Raw genomic sequence first — 17,133 nt, forward strand, 5'->3', positions numbered from 1 at the left:
CCGCCGACGCCAGGGAGTTGCCGCTGTGCACATCACCGCGAAAATCGATTACGCGGTGCGGACGCTGCTCGAGATCGCCAGTGCTCCGCGTCTGCACAATGCTACGGCTGGGTTCGGTGGGTCGGTGCTGCCCGCTGCTCCTGTGGTGAAAGCCGAGGCTATCGCTACCGCGCAGCAGATTCCGCCTAAAGTGCTCGAATCCGTGCTCGGTGAGCTGCGCCGTGCCGACCTGGTGATCAGCAGACGTGGGCCGGTTGGCGGGTACTGGCTGGCCAGGCCTGCGGCCGAGATATCCATCGCGGATGTGATCCGCGCGCTGGAGGGCCCGCTCGCATCGGTGCGCGGTGCGCGGCCGGAGGATGTGCGTTACTGCGGTTCGGCCGAATCGTTGCAGCGGGTGTGGATCGCACTGCGGGTCAATATCCGAGCGATACTGGAGAACGTGACCATCGAGGACATCGCTCGCGGGCAGCTGCCCGGTTTCCTGGAGGAGCTCACCGAGAATCCGGACGCATGGGCCAGGAGATAATGTCATGTGTCCTGTTGAGAGGGTGTTGCTGTTGGTCGGGAATCTCTACGACGTATCCCACTGATTACCGGTAGCCTGCGATTCATTATGCTGATCGGATTGCTTCGCACGTACCTATCGCCGTACCGTGCTCAACTGGTAGGGGTCGTTGCGTTTCAGCTGGTTTCCGTTATCGCGATGCTGAACCTGCCGAGCCGCAACGCGGACTTGATCGACAACGGCGTCGCCAAGGGGGATCTCGGCTATATCTGGAGCACCGGATTATGGATGCTTGCTATCACCGGGGTGCAGATCGTCGCCTCGGTCGCTGCGGTCTACCTCGGCGCGCAGGCGGCGATGGGTGCGGGCCGGGATCTACGCGGCGCGTTATTGCACCAGGTGGGCACCTTCTCCGCACGTGAGATGGGGATGTTCGGCGCACCGTCGCTGATCACTCGCAACACCAATGATGTCCAGCAGGTACAGCTACTTATTGTGATGTCGGCCACCATATTGGTGATGGCGCCTGTGATGTGCGTCGGTGGGATCATCATGGCGTTGCGGGAGGATTTCGGTCTGTCCTGGCTGCTGCTTATCGCGGTGCCCGCGCTCGGTCTGTCCATGGGGTTGTTGATCACCAAGATGGTACCGGGTTTTCGCGCGATGCAGACCAGGATCGACGAGGTGAACCGGGTGCTGCGAGAGCAGATCACTGGCATTCGAGTGGTCCGGGCATTTGTTCGAGAGCGCCAGGAGATCTGGCGTTTCGGTCTGGCCAACTCTGAGCTCACCGATACCGCGCTGCGGGTGGGCCGATTGATGGCACTGATGTTTCCGACGGTCATGCTGATCAGCAATGTCACCGCTGTCGCGGTGATCTGGTTCGGTGGGCATGAGATCGACGCGGGGAACATGCAGATCGGCTCGCTCACCGCGATGCTGTCCTACATCATGCAGATCCTGATGGCCGTGATGATGGCCTCGTTCCTGGCCATGATGGCGCCGCGGGCCGCGGTTTCCGCCGACCGGATCAGCGAAGTGCTCGCCACCGAGTCCTCGGTCCACCCACCGCGACTGCCGCAGTCGTTCACTGATGACCCGGCTGTGGTGGATATCAAGTTCGCCGAGTTCGCCTTCCCAGGGGCGGAGCAGCCGGTATTGCAGGCCATCTGGTTCCAGATGCGTCCCGGCACCACCACCGCGATCGTCGGTGCCACCGGCGTAGGTAAAACCACATTGATCAATCTCATCCCTCGATTGATGGACGTCACCGACGGCGCGGTCTACGTTGGCGGCACCGACGTGCGCCATATCGACCTGGAGTCGTTGCGTGCGCAGATCGGCCTCGTGCCTCAGAAGGCATATCTGTTCTCCGGGACGGTCGCAGGCAATCTGCGCTACGGCAATCCAGACGCCACCGACGAGGAGCTATGGCACGCGCTGGAGATCGCGCAGGCCGCTGATTTCGTCCGGGACATGCCGGAGGGGCTGGACACTCCGGTCGCTCAAGGTGGCACGACGGTCTCCGGCGGTCAACGTCAGCGTCTGGCCATCGCGCGAGCGCTGGTGAAGAAACCACGGGTGTACCTGTTCGATGACTCGTTCTCCGCACTCGATGTCGAGACCGACGCCAGGCTTCGGGCGGCGCTGAAGTCGGAGACCGCCGACGCCTCGGTGCTCATCGTGGCGCAGCGTATCACTACCATCCGCGATGCCAACCAGATCGTCGTGCTGGAAGATGGTGCGATGGCCGGTGTCGGCACCCATGACCAGCTGCTGCGAGAGTGCGCGGAGTACCGGGAAATCGTCGAATCACAGCTGAGTGCCGAGGAGGCGCGATGAGGGATCATGGCGTAGCGGCCTTGTCGCGCCGGTCGGGTGCGGGTGTCCTGCAGATTACCGTAGGCGCGATGAGGGATCATGGCGTAGCGCCTTGTCGCGCTGGTCGGGTGCGGGTGTCCCGCAGGATGCGGGAAGCGCGATGAGACCGGGAATGCCAACCTCCGGTGCGCCGGACAGCAAAGCGAAATCGTTCGGCCCCTCCCTGAAACGTCTGCTGCGCAGACTTGCGCCTGAGCGGTTCTACGTAGGTGTGATCGTCGCGTTGGCGATCGCCGCAGTGGTATCGAACATATTTGGTCCCTATCTGCTCGGTAAGGCGACGAACCTGGTCTTCGACGGCGTGGTCGGCAAGCAGCTGCCTTCGGGGCTTACCAAGGATCAGGCGATAGCGGAGCTGCAGTCGAGGGGCGACAACACGGTCGCCGACATGCTCAGAGCCATGGACATAGTACCTGGCGTCGGTGTGGACTTCGGGGCAGTCGGTCGGGTTCTCATCCTGGTACTCGTGCTCTATCTCGGAGCTTCTGTGTTCAGCTGGCTGCAGGGATATCTGCTCAATATCGTGATCAACCGCACGGTCAAGCGGTTGCGTAGTGACATCGAGGACAAGATCCATCGGCTTCCGCTGCGTTACTTCGACTCCGCCCCGCGTGGTGATGTGCTCAGCCGGGTGACCAACGATGTGGACAATGTGTCGCAGAGTCTGCAGCAGACCATGAACCAGCTGATCATGTCGGTGTTCTCAGTACTGGGCATCCTGGCCATGATGTTTTGGATCTCGTGGTTGCTCGCGGTGATCACGCTGCTTACCGTGCCGGCTGCCATTGTGGTCACCGCGCAGATCGCGAAACGCTCCAAGCCGCACTTCGTCGATCAGTGGAAGTACACCGGCCTGGTCAACGCCCAGGTCGAGGAAGCCTACACCGGCCATGAGGTGGTCACCGCATTCGGCCGCAATCGTGAGGTCGGCAAGGAGTTCGACAAGCGCAACGAGCAGCTGTATCAAGCCAGCTTCCGGGCGCAGTTCATCTCCGGCCTGATCATGCCGACGGTCATGTTTCTCGGGAATGTGAACTTCGTGCTGGTTGCGCTGATCGGTGGTCTCAAAGTGGCGACAGGCTCCCTCTCTCTGGGCGAGGTACAAGCGTTTATCCAGTATTCTCGGCAGTTCAGCCAGCCACTGACCCAGATCGGCGCGATGGTCAACCTGCTGCAGTCCGGAGTCGCCTCGGCCGAGCGGATCTTCGAGATCCTCGATGCTGAGGAACAAAGCCGGGACCCGGAGATGGCTACTACTCGTCCGGTCGACCGTGGCCGGGTGGAGTTCGAGGCTGTTTCGTTCCGCTATGAACCGGACAAGCCGGTGATCGAGCGGTTGTCGCTGGCCGCCGAGCCCGGCCATGTGGTCGCTATTGTGGGCCCGACCGGCGCGGGCAAAACCACGTTGGTGAATCTGCTCATGCGATTCTATGAGCTGAACGCGGGAACCATCACTATCGATGGGGTCGATATCACCCAGGTCACCAGAGGCCACCTGCGCTCTCGAATCGGCATGGTGTTGCAGGACACGTGGCTGTTCCGTGGCACTATCCGGGAGAACATCGCGTACGGCAATCCGCTTGCGAGCGAGGAAGAGATCCTTGCCGCGGCCCGTGCCGCGTATGTGGATCGCTTCGTACACGCGCTGCCCGATGGCTACGACACGATCATCGACGAGGAGGGCTCCGGTGTCAGCGCGGGGGAAAAGCAGCTGATCACCATTGCCCGCGCGTTCCTGGCCAAGCCGTCGATCCTCATCCTGGACGAGGCGACCAGTTCGGTGGACACCCGCACCGAACTGCTGGTGCAGCACGCCACCGCCGAGTTACGCAAGGATCGGACCAGCTTCGTCATCGCGCACCGGCTGTCCACCATTCGCGACGCGGACCTCATCGTTGTCATGGAGGCAGGCCGGATTGTGGAGCACGGCACACATGAGCGGTTGCTCGCGGAGCGAGGAGCGTATTACCGCTTGTACAACGCTCAGTTCGCGGCGGCCGCCGCTACTGCGTGAACCGCTCGGCGGACGCATCGGTGGCCTGCTGCGGAAGACATCCGACGGACTGCGAGGATAGCGGGGTGTCCGGTCCTGAATCATTCTCCTTCACCATCGGTACTCGCCTGGATGGACGGCACGGCCGCTCCGGAGTGATCGCCACGCCGCACGGTGCGATCGCCACGCCGGCTTTTATCCCGGTTGGCACCAAGGCGACAGTCAAGGCGGTACTGCCGGAAACCATGCGGGACCTCGGCGCCCAGGCGCTGTTGGCCAATGCCTACCACCTCTATCTGCAGCCGGGCGCCGACATTGTGGACGAAGCGGGTGGGCTCGGCGCTTTTATGAACTGGTCTGGGCCCACCTTCACCGACAGCGGGGGATTTCAGGTGATGTCGCTGGGCGTCGGGTTCAAGAAAGTGCTCGCGATGGAAGCGGTCGATGTCCGCAGGGACGATGTGATCGCCAAGGGCAAAGAACGACTGGCTACTGTCGATGACGACGGCGTCACTTTCCGCTCGCACCTGAATGGTTCCAAGCACCGGTTCACTCCCGAGGTGTCCATGGGTATCCAGCATCAGCTAGGTGCCGACATCATGTTTACCTTCGACGAGCTGACCACACTGCTCAACACCCGTGCTTATCAGGAGAAATCGGTACAGCGCACGCATGAGTGGGCGCAGCGCTGCATCGATGAGCACGAGCGGTTGACTGTCGCGCGCACCCATCGTCCGTATCAGGCGCTGTTCGCAGTCATCCAAGGCGCGCAATACGAGGACTTGCGTCGCAAGGCCTGCCGCGGGCTGGAGTCCATTCGAGGAAACACGGGAACAAGTTTCGACGGTTACGGCATCGGCGGTGCGCTGGAGAAGCATAGTCTAGGCACTATCGTCGGCTGGTGCTGCGACGAATTGCCTGAGGACAAGCCACGGCACATGCTCGGTATCAGCGAGCCGGAGGACATCTTCACTGCCATCGAGAACGGTGCGGATACCTTCGACTGTGTGAACCCTTCGCGGGTGGCGCGCAACGCCGCGATCTACGTCGAGACCGGTCGATTCAATATCGACACCAGGCGCTTCCGCCGTGACTTCACTCCGATCGACGAGTCTTGTGACTGCTACACCTGCGCCAACTACACCCGCGCCTACATACATCATCTGTTCAAGGCCAAAGAGATGCTCGCGGCTACCTTGTGCACGATCCATAACGAACGCTTCACGGTGCGAATGGTCGACCGCATCCGGCAGAGCATCGATGGTGGATACTTCGATGAGTACAAGGCGCGGACACTTGGTCGCTGGCAGGCACGGAGCTGATGCGCCATACAGTGCCTGCCGCGCTGCTGCCGTGAGTATTCAGCGAGCACAGTGGATGGTGGACGGGTCGGGTGGAACCGATTGCGCGGGTCGCGAACTCGATTGGCAGCTTCGCCCGGTTCGGGGTGTACGACTCCTGGCTCGCGGGCCCGCGCTGTTTCGGCGTCGGCGCTCAAGCGTGCAGGGGATCGGTCTTCGTCGGAGCGTAGGTGGTTTCGTGCTTCTTTATGAACGCGATTACCCGGTAGGTGATCGGTAGTACGAGTATCTCACAGAGAGTTTTCCAGATGAATCCGACGACTACGAAGTTCACAAACTGCTGCCAGGTATCGATGCCGATCGCGCCTGCGGCAATCGAGCAGAACAGCAGGGTGTCGGCGAATTCGCCGACGACAGTCGATCCGATCAGTCTGGCCCACAGGTGTTTTTCTTTTGTCCGCTCCTTGATCAACACCAATGTGACGGAATTCAGCAGTTGGCCGACGAAGTATCCGACCAGACCGGCGACAACGAGCCGCGGTGTCGTCCCGAGGACGGTGCGGAAAGCCTCCTGGTTGTCGTAGAAGCCTGCGGCGGGCAGTTGGATTGCGATAGTGAAGCACACGACTGTCAGCAGCAGTGCGCCGAAGCCGTAGTAGATGGCGCGCCGAGTGGCACGGAAACCGTACACCTCGCTGAGCACGTCGCCGAGGATGTAGGCCAAGGGAAACAGGAAGAAGGCTCCGTCGGTGGCGATGGGCAGGATCTGAAGCGGCCCGAGCGACAGCGAGCGGTCGCCGAGGATCTCCACTCCCTTGGTCGCGCAGATATTGGAGATGATCAGGGTCGTGGTGAACAAGGCCACGATCGGCACATAGTAGCCCCGCGCTATCTGGGCAAATGCCGCATGTTCCAGCGCGGGGCGCCCAGACTCCAGGTGTTCTGCAGTGGCTTTCGACTTACTCACCCGCATCATCCAACCAGGTAGTGGAATACGCTGTAACAATGACGAATCCTGGTGATTCCGACGAGTGGTGGAAGCAGTCCGGCGACCGAGGCGTGTCGCCGGACACCGGAGGGCAGAGTCCGGTCCCGCAGTACCCGAGTCCTGAGCAGCCTTCCGATTACCCGCCGGCGTCACAGTATCCGATGCAGCCACCGCCGATGATGCCACCACAGCAGCCGTCCTATCCGCCGCCCGCATCACCTTATCCACAGCCGAACTATGGCTACCAAAGTCCCTATCAACCCTACGGGGCGCAACCTCATGGGGCGCCGGTGCGCGGTACCAATGGGATGTCGATCGCCGCGCTGATCGTGTCGTTGTCCGGCTTTGTCACCTGTGGGATCGGCTCGATCATCGGCGCCATTCTCGGTGCGATCGCTCTGAACCAAGTCAAGCAGTCCGGCCAGGAGGGGCGTGGCATGGCATTGGCAGGCATCTGGATCGGTCTCGGCACGATAGCGGTCGGCATCCTCTGGATTGTCATCACGTTCAGCCTGGGGATGATGAATTCGTAGCGCTAGCCGGAAAACAAACAGGGGCGTACCCGAGATGGTTGCGCCCCTGTTTGTTTCGTACTCTTGCGCGGGTCAGGCCTTGACCACCTGGGTGCCGCCGGCGAACTTGTCGTGCCAACCCTGCTTGTTCGGGTCCTGCGATATGGTGACCGCGATGTAGATCGCCAGGCCCAGCGTTATGAGGCCGCCGATGCACGGAATAATGCTCGCGGCGAGGAACAGATTGCGTTTCAGCGAGGTGACCGGATCGATCTTGGCGGCGCCGCCGGGAGCGACCACCTTCAAGCCGAGGAGCCTCTTACCGATCGTGGTGCCCTGCGAGGTTTCCATGCCGACGAAATAACCGAGCAGCATCGCGGTCCAGAGCACGCCGAGTCCGAGGGCCAGGAAGAAGGAGTCTCGCACCAGAGCGGAGAGGATGATGTAGGGGACGAACAGCACAAGCCAGTCGATGACACGAGCGCCGATGCGGGTGCCGAGGTCACCTGCCTGGCTGTTGTGGCTGCCGAACCCGGGCTGCTGTGGGTACTGACCATAGGGATCTTGCCCGTATTGGGGCTGCTGCCCGTATTGGGGCTGCCCGTACTGAGGCTGTTGCCCGTACGGTTGCCCGCCCTGGGGATACTGGTTGGGGTCGTACCCACCGCTTGTCATAGTGTGTCCTCGTCGATTGATCAGTAGTGGACAATACGTACGTTACGGACATTGGTTGCATTGCAACAGTCCATTCACATCGAGCACCCACGGTTCGCGAAGCAGCCGCCGCGCGTCGAACTGCGCGAGTAGCTCAGCCGACGACGTCGCGTTATAGCCTAGCGAAGCAGCCAGTGTCGCGATGACATCATCGGGAGTCTCGCCGAGTGCGATTCGGTCGGCGAGCGTCACCGCGCCATCCCGTTTGGCCAACCGCCGCCCAGCCGCGTTGAGTACCAGTGGTACATGAGCATAGTGCGGTACCGAAAGGCCGAGCAGGGTCGCGAGGTAAGCCTGCCGGGGAGTCGAGGGCAACAGGTCGTCGCCGCGCACTACCTGATCGATACCCTGCACCGCGTCATCCACTACGACCGCGAGATTGTAGGCCGGGATGCCGTCGGCGCGGCGCAGCACCACATCATCGACCGGGCCGCGGTAGTTGCCGTGCAGGCTATCGTCTATGTCGAATTCGGTGATCGCCGCACGCAGGCGTAGCGCCGCAGGGCGCCCCTCAGCGCGCCGCTGGGCGCGTGCCGTCGATGTCAGTGCCCGGCACGTGCCGGGATAGGAGCCCATCGGGCCATGCGGCGCTGTCGCTGCCTGCTGGATCTCTCTTCGGGTGCAATAACACTCGTAAGTGAGTCCGGCAGCGGTAAGGCGTTCGATAGCTGCTCGGTATATCGGCAGCCGTTCGGACTGGCGTACCACGGGTCCGTCCCAGTCGACGCCGATCGCGGAGAGATCGTCCAATTGCCTGCGTTCCGCGCCGACGCGAACCCGGTCCAGATCCTCGACCCTGAGCAGGAACCGCCTGCCGGTGGATCGGGCGAATGCCCACGCGAGCAGTGCGGTGCGGAGGTTACCCAGGTGCAGATCGCCAGACGGGCTCGGTGCGTACCGGCCCGCGCCTATCTCAGTCATGGGCCAGACCGGTGAGCGGTGAGGTATACACAGTATTCATGGTATGGGCACGTGATCAGTGGCGTAGCCGCGGCTGAAGGTCGGTGGTGGACGGTTCACCGCCTGCCGTCAAGATGGAGAGCAGTGATTCGGCGTGCGTGATCAGTCCGGCACGGTCGATACCGTAGGGCATTCGGTCGTCTTCAGGTTGATAGGCGGTCAAGCGGACCACCGCGCGGTCGAGCAGTGTCCTCGCGCCCTTGGGATTTCCGCGTTGTATGTGGGTGATACCGACAGCGAACTGTGCGAGAGCCTGCCACAGCATCCGTTCGGCGAACGGCCCGTTCTTCCACGCGGCTTCCAATACCTCATGCGCATTGAATGCCAGGCCTTCGTTCAGCAGTTGTTGAGCGAAGGTCAGGGTCTGCTCGGGTGACAGCTCGAGGTCGTCCGGAATTCGGGCAACCCCGGTACTGCCAGGTGGCAATGGACGACCGAGACGGTCACGTGGACGGGAGTTACGGGCGCTACCTGCGTCGTCGCGATCGCGTTCGACCATGGTTTCCATGATGCACCGCCCGGCTCGGCGCTGTCGCCGCAGTCTGTGCCCATGGTGAATTAGCTGCCGATAACGGTGCAATCACATCCGCCGAACCGAGTGTGGTACGCCAGTGCGCAGAATGAATGTCACTAGATGGCAATGTTCCCGCAACCCTTGTGCTTTGCGATCATGTCCGATTTCTCTAGTTGAATAGGTAAGAGATGAGCAAACTTTCGATGAACCTGCTAGTGTTGCGCGCGGGGACAAGCCCCGCGCGAGGTTAATTTCCTCTCGAGCCCGCTGTGCGATATCCACGCACCGGGAAAGTGCGCGCTACCGGCAGGCGCACTGCGGTATTCGGTCTTCCGGCCGAGTGCTGAGCTAGCTGGAACGATGTCAGGAGAAATCTCGCTCTCGACGCAGCAAAGGAGCTAGTGCGGTGGAAGCTGATCTGACGGACGCTGTGTGGCGTAAGAGCACATATAGCGGCCCGGACGGGAATTGCGTGGAGGTCGCCTTTCTCGTCGACGGCAACGTGGCCGTTCGTGATACCAAGGACAACGGACGTGGCCCGATCTTGGCCTTCGCGCCGGGCGAGTGGGATGCATTTCTAACAGGGGTCTCGACGGGAGAGTTCCAGCGCGGATGAACTGTTCCGGAGTCACCTGAACAGGGTGGACAGGCCCCGAGTCACACGGACTCGGGGCCTTCGCGCTTTCTGGGTCGATGGGGGTTTCTCGGCGAATTACGCAACAGGATCATATGTATTTGTCCCTGCTTTGTCTGGAGTGCTGGCACCGGAGTGGATATCGTGCTACTCGTGAGCGCGATGGCACCGCAGGATGCAACCATGTACTGGCTATCCGGACGCACACGCAATGACTTATTTCTGCTGTATTGCTTCACTGATCGCGGACAGTCCACCGAGGAACTGATCACCGTGGTCGCCGAACGCAGTGCGCGTATCCCCGACCTGCGGATCCGCCTTCGCGAACTGCCTGCGGATATCGATTATCCAGCCTGGGCATACTGCGAATTCTCCGTCGAGCAATTCATGGAACATCAACTGGCTGAACCTAATTGGGCACATCTGCTGGATGCGGTCGGCGAACTGCTGGGTACCGGGGTCGACGCCGCCATACGCCCATGGCGATTGCATGTGTTCCGCGGAATCCTCGACGCACCGGGACCAGGCGATGGGCCCGCGCTGGTGGCAGTCCTACAACTATCGCATGCGCTGGCCGATGGGCGGCGGGCCTCGGCAATCGGACGTGCGCTGTTCAGCGAGTCCGATACGGCTGGCGAGGATTCTGTGCTTCGGGGCCCGCGCCGAGCAAGGAAGATGCCGTCGCTATCGGCGCTGGTTGCCTACGAGCGTGAAGTACGTATAGCGGTGGGGTTGCTGCGCCTGCCGATTCGGGTGGTGACAACTGTGCTGCGTGGGTATCAAGCCATGCGAGCGCAGCGGCAACTCACGCAGCTGACCGCGAAAGGCCGGTTACCGCCACCTGGACCAGGATTTTCGCCGTGTCTGGTGAACAGACCTGTGGCAGAACCGCCCTCAGGACACGAGGTGCGGATGCTGGTGTGGGGGTCCGCGGACTTGCGGGTGCCCGGTCGCACCGTCACAGTGGTGGTTCTGACCGCAGTGTCGCTGGCGCTCGCCCGCTATCTGGATGACCGGGGTGAGTCGGTGCCGCGCCTCGGCGCTCAGGTACCGATGGCTCTGTCGGAGCAGCCCACCGGACATGGCGTCCACCCGCGCAATAGCTACCGAAGTCTGAGTGTCGACTTGTTCATCGATGAACCGGACTTGCGCTTGCGGGCCGACAAGATCGCCGCTGCGCTCGCCGACCGCCGCTTGCGGGCACAACACCCGTTGCTGTCGGCACAGGGTCGGGTCACCGCGACCGTGCCCGCTCCGCTGTTGCGCCGCGATGTCGAGCGCTATCCCCTCGATGCCGTTCCCGACTCGATCGCGGGCCATACAGTTGTCTCCAGTGTCAACCGTGGTCGTGCTGATCTCGCTTTCGGCGGCGGGACGGTGCGGTTCACCGCTGGGTTCCCGGCGCTGGGCTCGGTCATGCACCTCACGCACGGCGTACACGGCCTCGGCGGCACGCTCACTCTATCTCTGCATGCCGACCCGGCGGTTCTGCCTGATCTCGATGTCTACACCGATCACCTCCGCCGCGCGCTGGCCGCCGTGCATGATGCGCATCGCGCGAAGCCGGATCCGGTCTCGTGCGGGGGACCGCCGCAGTGATGCCCAAGTCTTCGGCGAAGTCAGTGACTCAGGCTCGGGTGAGGGCGGGCTGCGGCGTGGAGTGCGGGAGGTCACTGGAGACCTTGATATCAAGGTCGGCCCGGGTCGCGTTGATCACCGAGCGTTCCTCCTCGATGGTGTTCTCGATCGCCCGTGACCATAGCGCCTGAATTTCCGCGATCTCTTCGGCGGTGGCTTCACCATCGAGTTCGACCCCGCGGCGCTGCACGGTGATGTGTAGCGCCGCAGTGAGCGTGCGCATCAAATCCTCGCAGCGATTGGGAATCTTGCGCTGCGACACAACACGTAGGCCACTAATGAAGCCGCTCGACCCTGCGATGGACCGACGAATGTCTTCGGTAACCTGATCCAGCTCCTCGGCCTCCCAGCGCTCACAATGCAGCAACTGCTGCCGGACATCGCTGGATATCGCCAGTACCGAGGACACCGCGGACAGCACAGACTCCCGCCGCCACTTCTCGTGATCACGGCGATCTGCCGCCGCGTTGGTCAACTCCACACTGCGCTGCGCGGCATCGAGTGTCACCCGATTCCGCTCATCCGCGGCATCGACCGCCGCGCGATTGGTGCGGTTGCCTGCCAATACGCCAACCAATGCCGCACCGGCAACGACGAGGGAACCGAGGAGTGGAAGCCACTGAGTCACGGGAAGATCATCGCATCGTAATCGGAAGCAGCACAGCCGCGATCGCTGGACCCTGAATATCGACCCTGCGCTTTTCCTGCATCTCATCCGGTTCTACCGGTGAAATCCTGAAGTTCGACATGAACCCGACACCGATGCTGCGATGAACCGGATGAGGTGTGGTGTCCTACTCGACTGAAGTGCGGAACTCGATGGTGTGTGCCCCGACCGGTGGATGGCCGTTGTTGATATCAGAGGGGCCGGGCGGATGCGCTGGAAGCACACCCACCCGGCCCCTCTCCGGCGGAGGATAGGGGATTTGAACCCCTGAGGGCGTTAACCCAACCCGCGTTCCAGGCGAGCGCCATAGGCCACTAGGCGAATCCTCCGTGCAGCAGCATACCGGTAAGCACCGCCCAGTCGCCAAATAGGGCGGCTGGAGTGGGTGAAATGCCTGGTTGAAATGGATAGAGAGTCCGCGAGTGTTGAGTTGGGCGGCTGACCCGCTACACTGACCAACGGATCCCGCGCGGCGCGCATCCTGTGAACCCCCCCAGGGCCGGAAGGCAGCAAGGGTCAACGGGCTCTGCCGGGTGCGCGGGGTCCCCTTATCAAGGGATCGTGTGACCGGAGGTTCCTCCCGTAGGGCAACGCGCCTTATTTGCGTAGCATCCGAGTGGCGCACGGGTAACGTGAATATCGGCCGCCGCCGCACATCGGTCCGGCCAAGTTTCCGTCCCTTCAGTGCGTGAAAGGCTGCCCAGGATGCCCCGGCAAACGCAGATCGGTTTGATGAGCTATGAGGAACTCGTGCGCGAACACGAGACCCAGTCCGCGAACTACGCGAAGCTCGGGGCCGAGAAGCTCGCACTGGACTTGACCAGAGGAAAGCCTTCACCGGAACAACTCGACTTGTCTGCCGCGCTGCTCGAGCTGCCGGGTGCGGGCGATTTCCGGGACGGTTCCGGTACCGACTGCCGCAATTACGGAGGCTTGCATGGTCTCCCTGAGTTACGCGCGATCTTCGGCGAGTTGCTCCATATCCCGGTGGACAACCTGCTCGCGGGCAACAATGCCAGTCTCGAACTGATGCACGATGTGATCACCTACGCGATGCTGCACGGCACTGATGACTCCGAGCGGCGTTGGGTTGTCGAGGACACCGTGAAGTTCTTGTGTCCTTCCCCGGGCTACGACCGGCACTTCGCGATCACCGAGGCGCTCGGTTTCGAGATGATCCCGATTCCTATGCACCACGACGGCCCGGACACTCGTATCATCGCCGATCTGTTGGCGAACGACCCACAGATCAAGGGCTTGTGGGCGGTGCCGAACTACGCCAACCCGACCGGTGTTTCCTTCTCCGAAGAGGTTGTTCGCGAACTGGTTTCCATGCCTGCCTCGGCGCCCGACTTCCGGCTGTTGTGGGACAATGCGTACGCGGTGCACCCGCTCACCGACATCGCGGCCCCGGTATTCGATGTGCTCGGCATGGCCGCCGCAGCTGGAAACCCCAACCGACCAATGGTATTCGCCTCTACTTCGAAGATCACCTTTGCCGGCGCTGGTGTGAGTTTCCTCGGCGGTTCGACGGCGAACCTGAACTGGTATCTGCGCCACGCGGCGCGCAACAGCATCGGGCCGGACAAGATCAACCAGCTGCGGCACCTGCGCTTCTTCGAAGATGCCGACGGTGTGCGGGCGCACATGCAGAAACACCGCGCGATCCTGGAGCCGAAATTCGCGCTGGTGCTGAAGATCCTGACCGAGCGCCTCGGTCCGTCCAAGGTGGCCTCCTGGACCGAGCCGAAGGGCGGCTACTTCATCAGCTTGGATGTGCTCGAGGGCACCGCGACGCGGGTGATCTCGCTCGCGAAGGATGCTGGGATCGCGCTGACTGCGGCGGGCTCGGCTTTCCCGTACCGGAAAGATCCGGAGGACAAGAACATCCGGATCGCGCCGAGCTTTCCGAAGCTGTCCGAATTGGAAAAAGCGATGGATGGACTGGCCACCTGTGTGCTGCTCGCGGCTACCGAGAGGCTGCTCAGTCGATAGGGGATCGCATCACAGCGCCGAAGTGCGCCGAACCTGATCGAGTCTGCCCGTGCTCGGCTCGGCTGCCGAGCCGAGCACGGGCTATCTATCCGCAGTCATCGATCGGTTCGGTGCGGTTTGTGGGCGAGAACGGCGAATATGGTGACCGAGATATGGATATCGCCGTCAGCCGCGCCTGCCTCCAGGTCGGCGAGTAGTTGATCGCGCTGCGCGCTGGTGATCGCGCCGCGCGCGACCGTCATAGCGGAGATCCTGGTGACCAACGCACCCGCGCCGACACTGTGGTCCTGTATCAGAGCTTGCGAGCCGATATCGTCGACCATGAGGCCTGCTTCGGTGAGCAGTCCCGGGATGCGGCGTCCGGACAACGGGTTGGTGGTCGCCGAAATCAGTGTGTCGATCACCTCACGCGCAACCTGCCGGTCCCCAGGATGCACGATCGCGGTATCCCAATCGCTGTCTACTACCACGACGCGTCCACCTGGCCGCAGTACTCGTACTATCTCTTTGGCCGCGCGGGCTGGAGCGGTCAGGTGCTGAAAGACGCGCTCGCATAGGACGGCGTCGAAGCTGTTCGCGCCGAACGGTATGCCATAGGCGTCGCCGGGATGGAATGCGACTGTAGCGCCGGCCTGAGCGGCGCGGCGCTCAGCGGTGGCGAGTAGCTGCGGGTCCGGCTCGACGCCGACCGCATTGCCGTTCGGACCCACGGCTTCGGCGAAGGTGATGACTTCTGAGCCGGTGCCGGAACCGATATCCACGGCGTGTTCGCCGGGGCGCAGCGCGAGCGCTTCGTGCGCCCACGCACGTAGTCTACGAATACCGGGTAGCGCGGCCTCGAGGTCGCGAACGTCGACAAGCTGATCTCGGCCTGCTCGATCGAACCGATCTGGGCGTAATGCGTAGGCGTTCATGAGCCTGTGTCCATCCCCGGCCGTTGCCGTCGTACTGGTCGATGTCACCGTCATCGGAGGCATGGCCTGGAGCCTACGCGGCGGGTCGGCTATTCGCGCGTTAAAAGTGTGAGCTAAGTCACTATATACTACGGTGTGATAGCGCTGTGGCCTTGTTGCCGCCTTCAATGTGGACGATGGTTTTCGTGCCATCGGCGTGGACCGTCTGCGACCGAGGGTCTTGCTAATGCGAAGATGCGGAATTTGTTCCTGCCCTATCACTTCCGGGGCACGCTGCGCTGTGCGGATATGCCGAGCGAGCTCCATCCCCCACGAGTGGTACGTACCGGCGGATACTTCGATAGCGGCAGGGGCGCGATACCGGTGAGCATGATGACAACAGTGTGCCGTAGTCCGCGAGGGTGCCTACAGTCGTGGTGATCAGGCGGGTGATACGCGCGGTCGTGGATTCTCGTAGAACGACGAGCTGTGGTTCGAAACAGGCCAAGACGGAGATCATACGGCCCGCCGAGGCAGGTTCATCGCACCAGTGGGCTCGGTGCGATGAACGACTGACATCTCACGCCCACATCGAGAGTGATTCCGGTGGCCGCCCGATGTGTTCAGACCGTTCGGTCGTTCTCCAGTGTGCGGCCAAGGTGTCCCTCGCCGAGCCGCCGCGGCGCATGTCCGTGTACCCCTTCGGCATATGCCGTTTCGGCGTGCAGGGCAAAGTCGATACCCGCGGTTTCGTCTTCTTTGCTGACCCGGAACCCGATCAGTTTGTCGATGCCTTTGCCGAGTGCGAACGAAATCCCGAACGCGTAAGCAGCGACCACGAGCACGGCCACCAGCTGTTTGCCGAGTTGAGTGAAGCCTCCGCCGAAGAACAGTCCTTCGACCCCGCCAGTCATTACCTGGGTGGCGAGCAGGCCGATCAGCACAGTGCCGACAACACCGCCGACCAGGTGCACGCCCACAACGTCCAGCGAGTCGTCATAGCCCGCCTTGAACTTCCAGCCGACGGCGAATGAGCACACCATGCCGGCCGTGAGACCGACGAGCAGCGCGCCGAGCGTGTTGACCGATCCGCAAGATGGGGTGATGGCAACCAGGCCGGCCACTACACCGGAAGCGGCACCGAAGGTCGTCGGTTTGCCATCGCGGATCTGTTCCACCACGAGCCAGCCGAGCATGCCCAAGCAGCCCGCGACCAGTGTATTCAAGAAGACTGCCGCGGCGAGGCCATCCGCAGCCAGGGCCGAGCCGGCGTTGAAGCCGAACCAGCCGAACCATAGCAAGCTCGCGCCGAGCAGCACGAAAGGCAGATTGTGCGGGCGCATCGCGTCGACCTTGAACCCGATACGTGGACCCAATACCAAGGCAAGCGCCAAGGCCGATGCGCCGGAAGCGATCTCGACTACCAGACCGCCCGCGTAGTCCAGCGCTCCGAATGAGGCGAGCCAGCCGTCCGGACCCCATACCCAGTGGGCGATCGGCGCGTATACTGCTAGTGCCCAGAGTGGTACGAAGATCATCCATGAGACGAACTTGGCCCGATCGGCAATGGCGCCACTGACCAGTGCGGCGGTCAGGATGGCGAAAGTTAACTGAAATGTTGCGAACAGTAGTTCGGGGACCGAGCCCTGCACGGAATTCGGGTCTATGCCGCGCATCCCGAAATGGCTAGAGCCACCGATCAGTCCACCACCCGCGTCGTCGCCGAAGGCGAGACTGTAGCCGAACAGTAACCATGTCACAGTTACCAGCGGAATGCTGATGAAACTCATCATCAGCATGTTGAGTACGCCGGTCGAGCGCACCATCCCACCGTAGAAAATGGCCAGGCCTGGGGTCATCAAAAGGACCAGAGCCGTACTGACGAGCAGCCAGGCGGTGGCTGCGGGATCGATAGTTGAGGACACGGGTTGACTC

The 17,133-nt window shown here is 62.2% G+C and carries 15 protein-coding genes, 1 tRNA gene and 1 other RNA gene; 9 read left to right on the top strand and 8 right to left on the bottom strand.

Translation table 11 applies throughout. The features are described 5' to 3' along the window. The first annotated feature begins 25 nt into the window (after positions 1-25). The 4 genes from ACX4ZE_RS07875 (at position 26) to tgt (ending at position 5,704) form a co-directional block, all read left to right on the top strand. Positions 26-529 (top strand): RrF2 family transcriptional regulator, encoded by a 504-nt coding sequence (locus ACX4ZE_RS07875; RefSeq protein ID WP_480272652.1) that lies wholly within the window; start codon positions 26-28, stop codon positions 527-529. Between the two features lie 87 nt (positions 530-616). Then, positions 617-2,350: an ABC transporter ATP-binding protein gene (locus tag ACX4ZE_RS07880; protein WP_480272653.1), complete on the top strand. Its 1,734-nt coding sequence runs from the start codon at positions 617-619 to the stop codon at positions 2,348-2,350. A gap of 139 nt (positions 2,351-2,489) precedes the next feature. Next, on the top strand, positions 2,490-4,403 hold the full coding sequence (locus ACX4ZE_RS07885) for an ABC transporter ATP-binding protein (RefSeq protein ID WP_480272654.1): 1,914 nt from the start codon (positions 2,490-2,492) through the stop codon (positions 4,401-4,403). 65 nt (positions 4,404-4,468) lie between these two features. Next, positions 4,469-5,704 (top strand): tRNA guanosine(34) transglycosylase Tgt, encoded by a 1,236-nt coding sequence (gene tgt / locus ACX4ZE_RS07890; RefSeq protein WP_480272655.1) that lies wholly within the window; start codon positions 4,469-4,471, stop codon positions 5,702-5,704. 172 nt (positions 5,705-5,876) lie between these two features. Here the strand turns inward: tgt and ACX4ZE_RS07895 are convergent, their stop codons facing one another. Beyond that, positions 5,877-6,659 (bottom strand): queuosine precursor transporter, encoded by a 783-nt coding sequence (locus ACX4ZE_RS07895; RefSeq protein ID WP_480272656.1) that lies wholly within the window; start codon positions 6,657-6,659, stop codon positions 5,877-5,879. Positions 6,660-6,688: 29 nt separating this feature from the next. Here ACX4ZE_RS07895 and ACX4ZE_RS07900 point away from each other — a divergent pair, with 29 nt between their 5' ends. Beyond that, entirely contained in the window at positions 6,689-7,204 is a 516-nt protein-coding gene (locus ACX4ZE_RS07900; protein ID WP_480272657.1) for a DUF4190 domain-containing protein, read from the top strand. A gap of 72 nt (positions 7,205-7,276) precedes the next feature. Here ACX4ZE_RS07900 and ACX4ZE_RS07905 read toward each other — a convergent pair whose 3' ends face one another. The 3 genes from ACX4ZE_RS07905 to ACX4ZE_RS07915 are packed head-to-tail and all read right to left on the bottom strand — an operon-like array spanning position 7,277 to position 9,356. Beyond that, positions 7,277-7,858: an RDD family protein gene (locus ACX4ZE_RS07905; RefSeq protein WP_480272658.1), complete on the bottom strand. Its 582-nt coding sequence runs from the start codon at positions 7,856-7,858 to the stop codon at positions 7,277-7,279. A 42-nt stretch (positions 7,859-7,900) separates the two neighbouring features. After that, the gene (gene gluQRS / locus ACX4ZE_RS07910; protein WP_480272659.1) at positions 7,901-8,818 is read right to left on the bottom strand and encodes a tRNA glutamyl-Q(34) synthetase GluQRS; all 918 of its coding nucleotides are present in this window, start codon (positions 8,816-8,818) and stop codon (positions 7,901-7,903) included. A 55-nt stretch (positions 8,819-8,873) separates the two neighbouring features. Beyond that, on the bottom strand, positions 8,874-9,356 hold the full coding sequence (locus tag ACX4ZE_RS07915; RefSeq protein WP_480272660.1) for a DUF309 domain-containing protein: 483 nt from the start codon (positions 9,354-9,356) through the stop codon (positions 8,874-8,876). Between the two features lie 421 nt (positions 9,357-9,777). On the opposite strand from ACX4ZE_RS07915, the gene ACX4ZE_RS07920 reads away from it, so the two are divergent. Beyond that, positions 9,778-9,987 carry a DUF397 domain-containing protein gene (locus ACX4ZE_RS07920; protein ID WP_480272661.1) on the top strand — a complete coding sequence of 70 codons (210 nt, stop codon included), beginning with the start codon at positions 9,778-9,780 and terminating at the stop codon, positions 9,985-9,987. A gap of 180 nt (positions 9,988-10,167) precedes the next feature. Next, positions 10,168-11,604, top strand: a complete 1,437-nt coding sequence (locus tag ACX4ZE_RS07925) for a wax ester/triacylglycerol synthase domain-containing protein (RefSeq protein WP_480272751.1) — start codon at positions 10,168-10,170, stop codon at positions 11,602-11,604. Between the two features lie 28 nt (positions 11,605-11,632). Here ACX4ZE_RS07925 and ACX4ZE_RS07930 read toward each other — a convergent pair whose 3' ends face one another. Beyond that, the gene (locus ACX4ZE_RS07930; RefSeq protein WP_480272662.1) at positions 11,633-12,271 is read right to left on the bottom strand and encodes a hypothetical protein; all 639 of its coding nucleotides are present in this window, start codon (positions 12,269-12,271) and stop codon (positions 11,633-11,635) included. 283 nt (positions 12,272-12,554) lie between these two features. Further along, a tRNA-Ser gene (locus ACX4ZE_RS07935) sits at positions 12,555-12,639 on the bottom strand. Between the two features lie 128 nt (positions 12,640-12,767). On the opposite strand from ACX4ZE_RS07935, the gene ffs reads away from it, so the two are divergent. Together ffs and ACX4ZE_RS07945 are read left to right on the top strand one after the other, a co-directional pair. Continuing rightward, positions 12,768-12,862: signal recognition particle sRNA small type (ffs, locus tag ACX4ZE_RS07940), an RNA gene on the top strand. Positions 12,863-13,015: 153 nt separating this feature from the next. After that, positions 13,016-14,305, top strand: a complete 1,290-nt coding sequence (locus ACX4ZE_RS07945) for an aspartate aminotransferase type Ic (protein ID WP_480272663.1) — start codon at positions 13,016-13,018, stop codon at positions 14,303-14,305. 95 nt (positions 14,306-14,400) lie between these two features. Here ACX4ZE_RS07945 and ACX4ZE_RS07950 read toward each other — a convergent pair whose 3' ends face one another. Both ACX4ZE_RS07950 and ACX4ZE_RS07955 read right to left on the bottom strand, forming a co-directional pair. Continuing rightward, on the bottom strand, positions 14,401-15,219 hold the full coding sequence (locus tag ACX4ZE_RS07950) for a methyltransferase domain-containing protein (protein ID WP_480272664.1): 819 nt from the start codon (positions 15,217-15,219) through the stop codon (positions 14,401-14,403). A 602-nt stretch (positions 15,220-15,821) separates the two neighbouring features. Continuing rightward, positions 15,822-17,123 carry an ammonium transporter gene (locus ACX4ZE_RS07955; protein WP_480272665.1) on the bottom strand — a complete coding sequence of 434 codons (1,302 nt, stop codon included), beginning with the start codon at positions 17,121-17,123 and terminating at the stop codon, positions 15,822-15,824. Positions 17,124-17,133: the final 10 nt, after the last annotated feature.

It is taken from the genome of Nocardia sp. TBRC8007, assembly GCF_056629435.1.

Bases quoted from the DNA above. Each gene is read 5' to 3' on its own strand.
- ACX4ZE_RS07880 (WP_480272653.1), top strand. From the start codon at position 617: ATGCTGATCGGATTGCTTCGCACGTACCTATCGCCGTACCGTGCTCAA.
- ACX4ZE_RS07905 (WP_480272658.1), bottom strand. From the start codon at position 7,858: ATGACAAGCGGTGGGTACGACCCCAACCAGTATCCCCAGGGCGGGCAA.
- ACX4ZE_RS07925 (WP_480272751.1), top strand. From the start codon at position 10,168: ATGGCACCGCAGGATGCAACCATGTACTGGCTATCCGGACGCACACGC.
- gluQRS (WP_480272659.1), bottom strand. From the start codon at position 8,818: ATGACTGAGATAGGCGCGGGCCGGTACGCACCGAGCCCGTCTGGCGAT.
- ACX4ZE_RS07885 (WP_480272654.1), top strand. From the start codon at position 2,490: ATGAGACCGGGAATGCCAACCTCCGGTGCGCCGGACAGCAAAGCGAAA.
- ACX4ZE_RS07895 (WP_480272656.1), bottom strand. From the start codon at position 6,659: ATGATGCGGGTGAGTAAGTCGAAAGCCACTGCAGAACACCTGGAGTCT.
- ACX4ZE_RS07900 (WP_480272657.1), top strand. From the start codon at position 6,689: ATGACGAATCCTGGTGATTCCGACGAGTGGTGGAAGCAGTCCGGCGAC.
- ACX4ZE_RS07915 (WP_480272660.1), bottom strand. From the start codon at position 9,356: ATGGTCGAACGCGATCGCGACGACGCAGGTAGCGCCCGTAACTCCCGT.
- ACX4ZE_RS07945 (WP_480272663.1), top strand. From the start codon at position 13,016: ATGCCCCGGCAAACGCAGATCGGTTTGATGAGCTATGAGGAACTCGTG.
- ACX4ZE_RS07950 (WP_480272664.1), bottom strand. From the start codon at position 15,219: ATGAACGCCTACGCATTACGCCCAGATCGGTTCGATCGAGCAGGCCGA.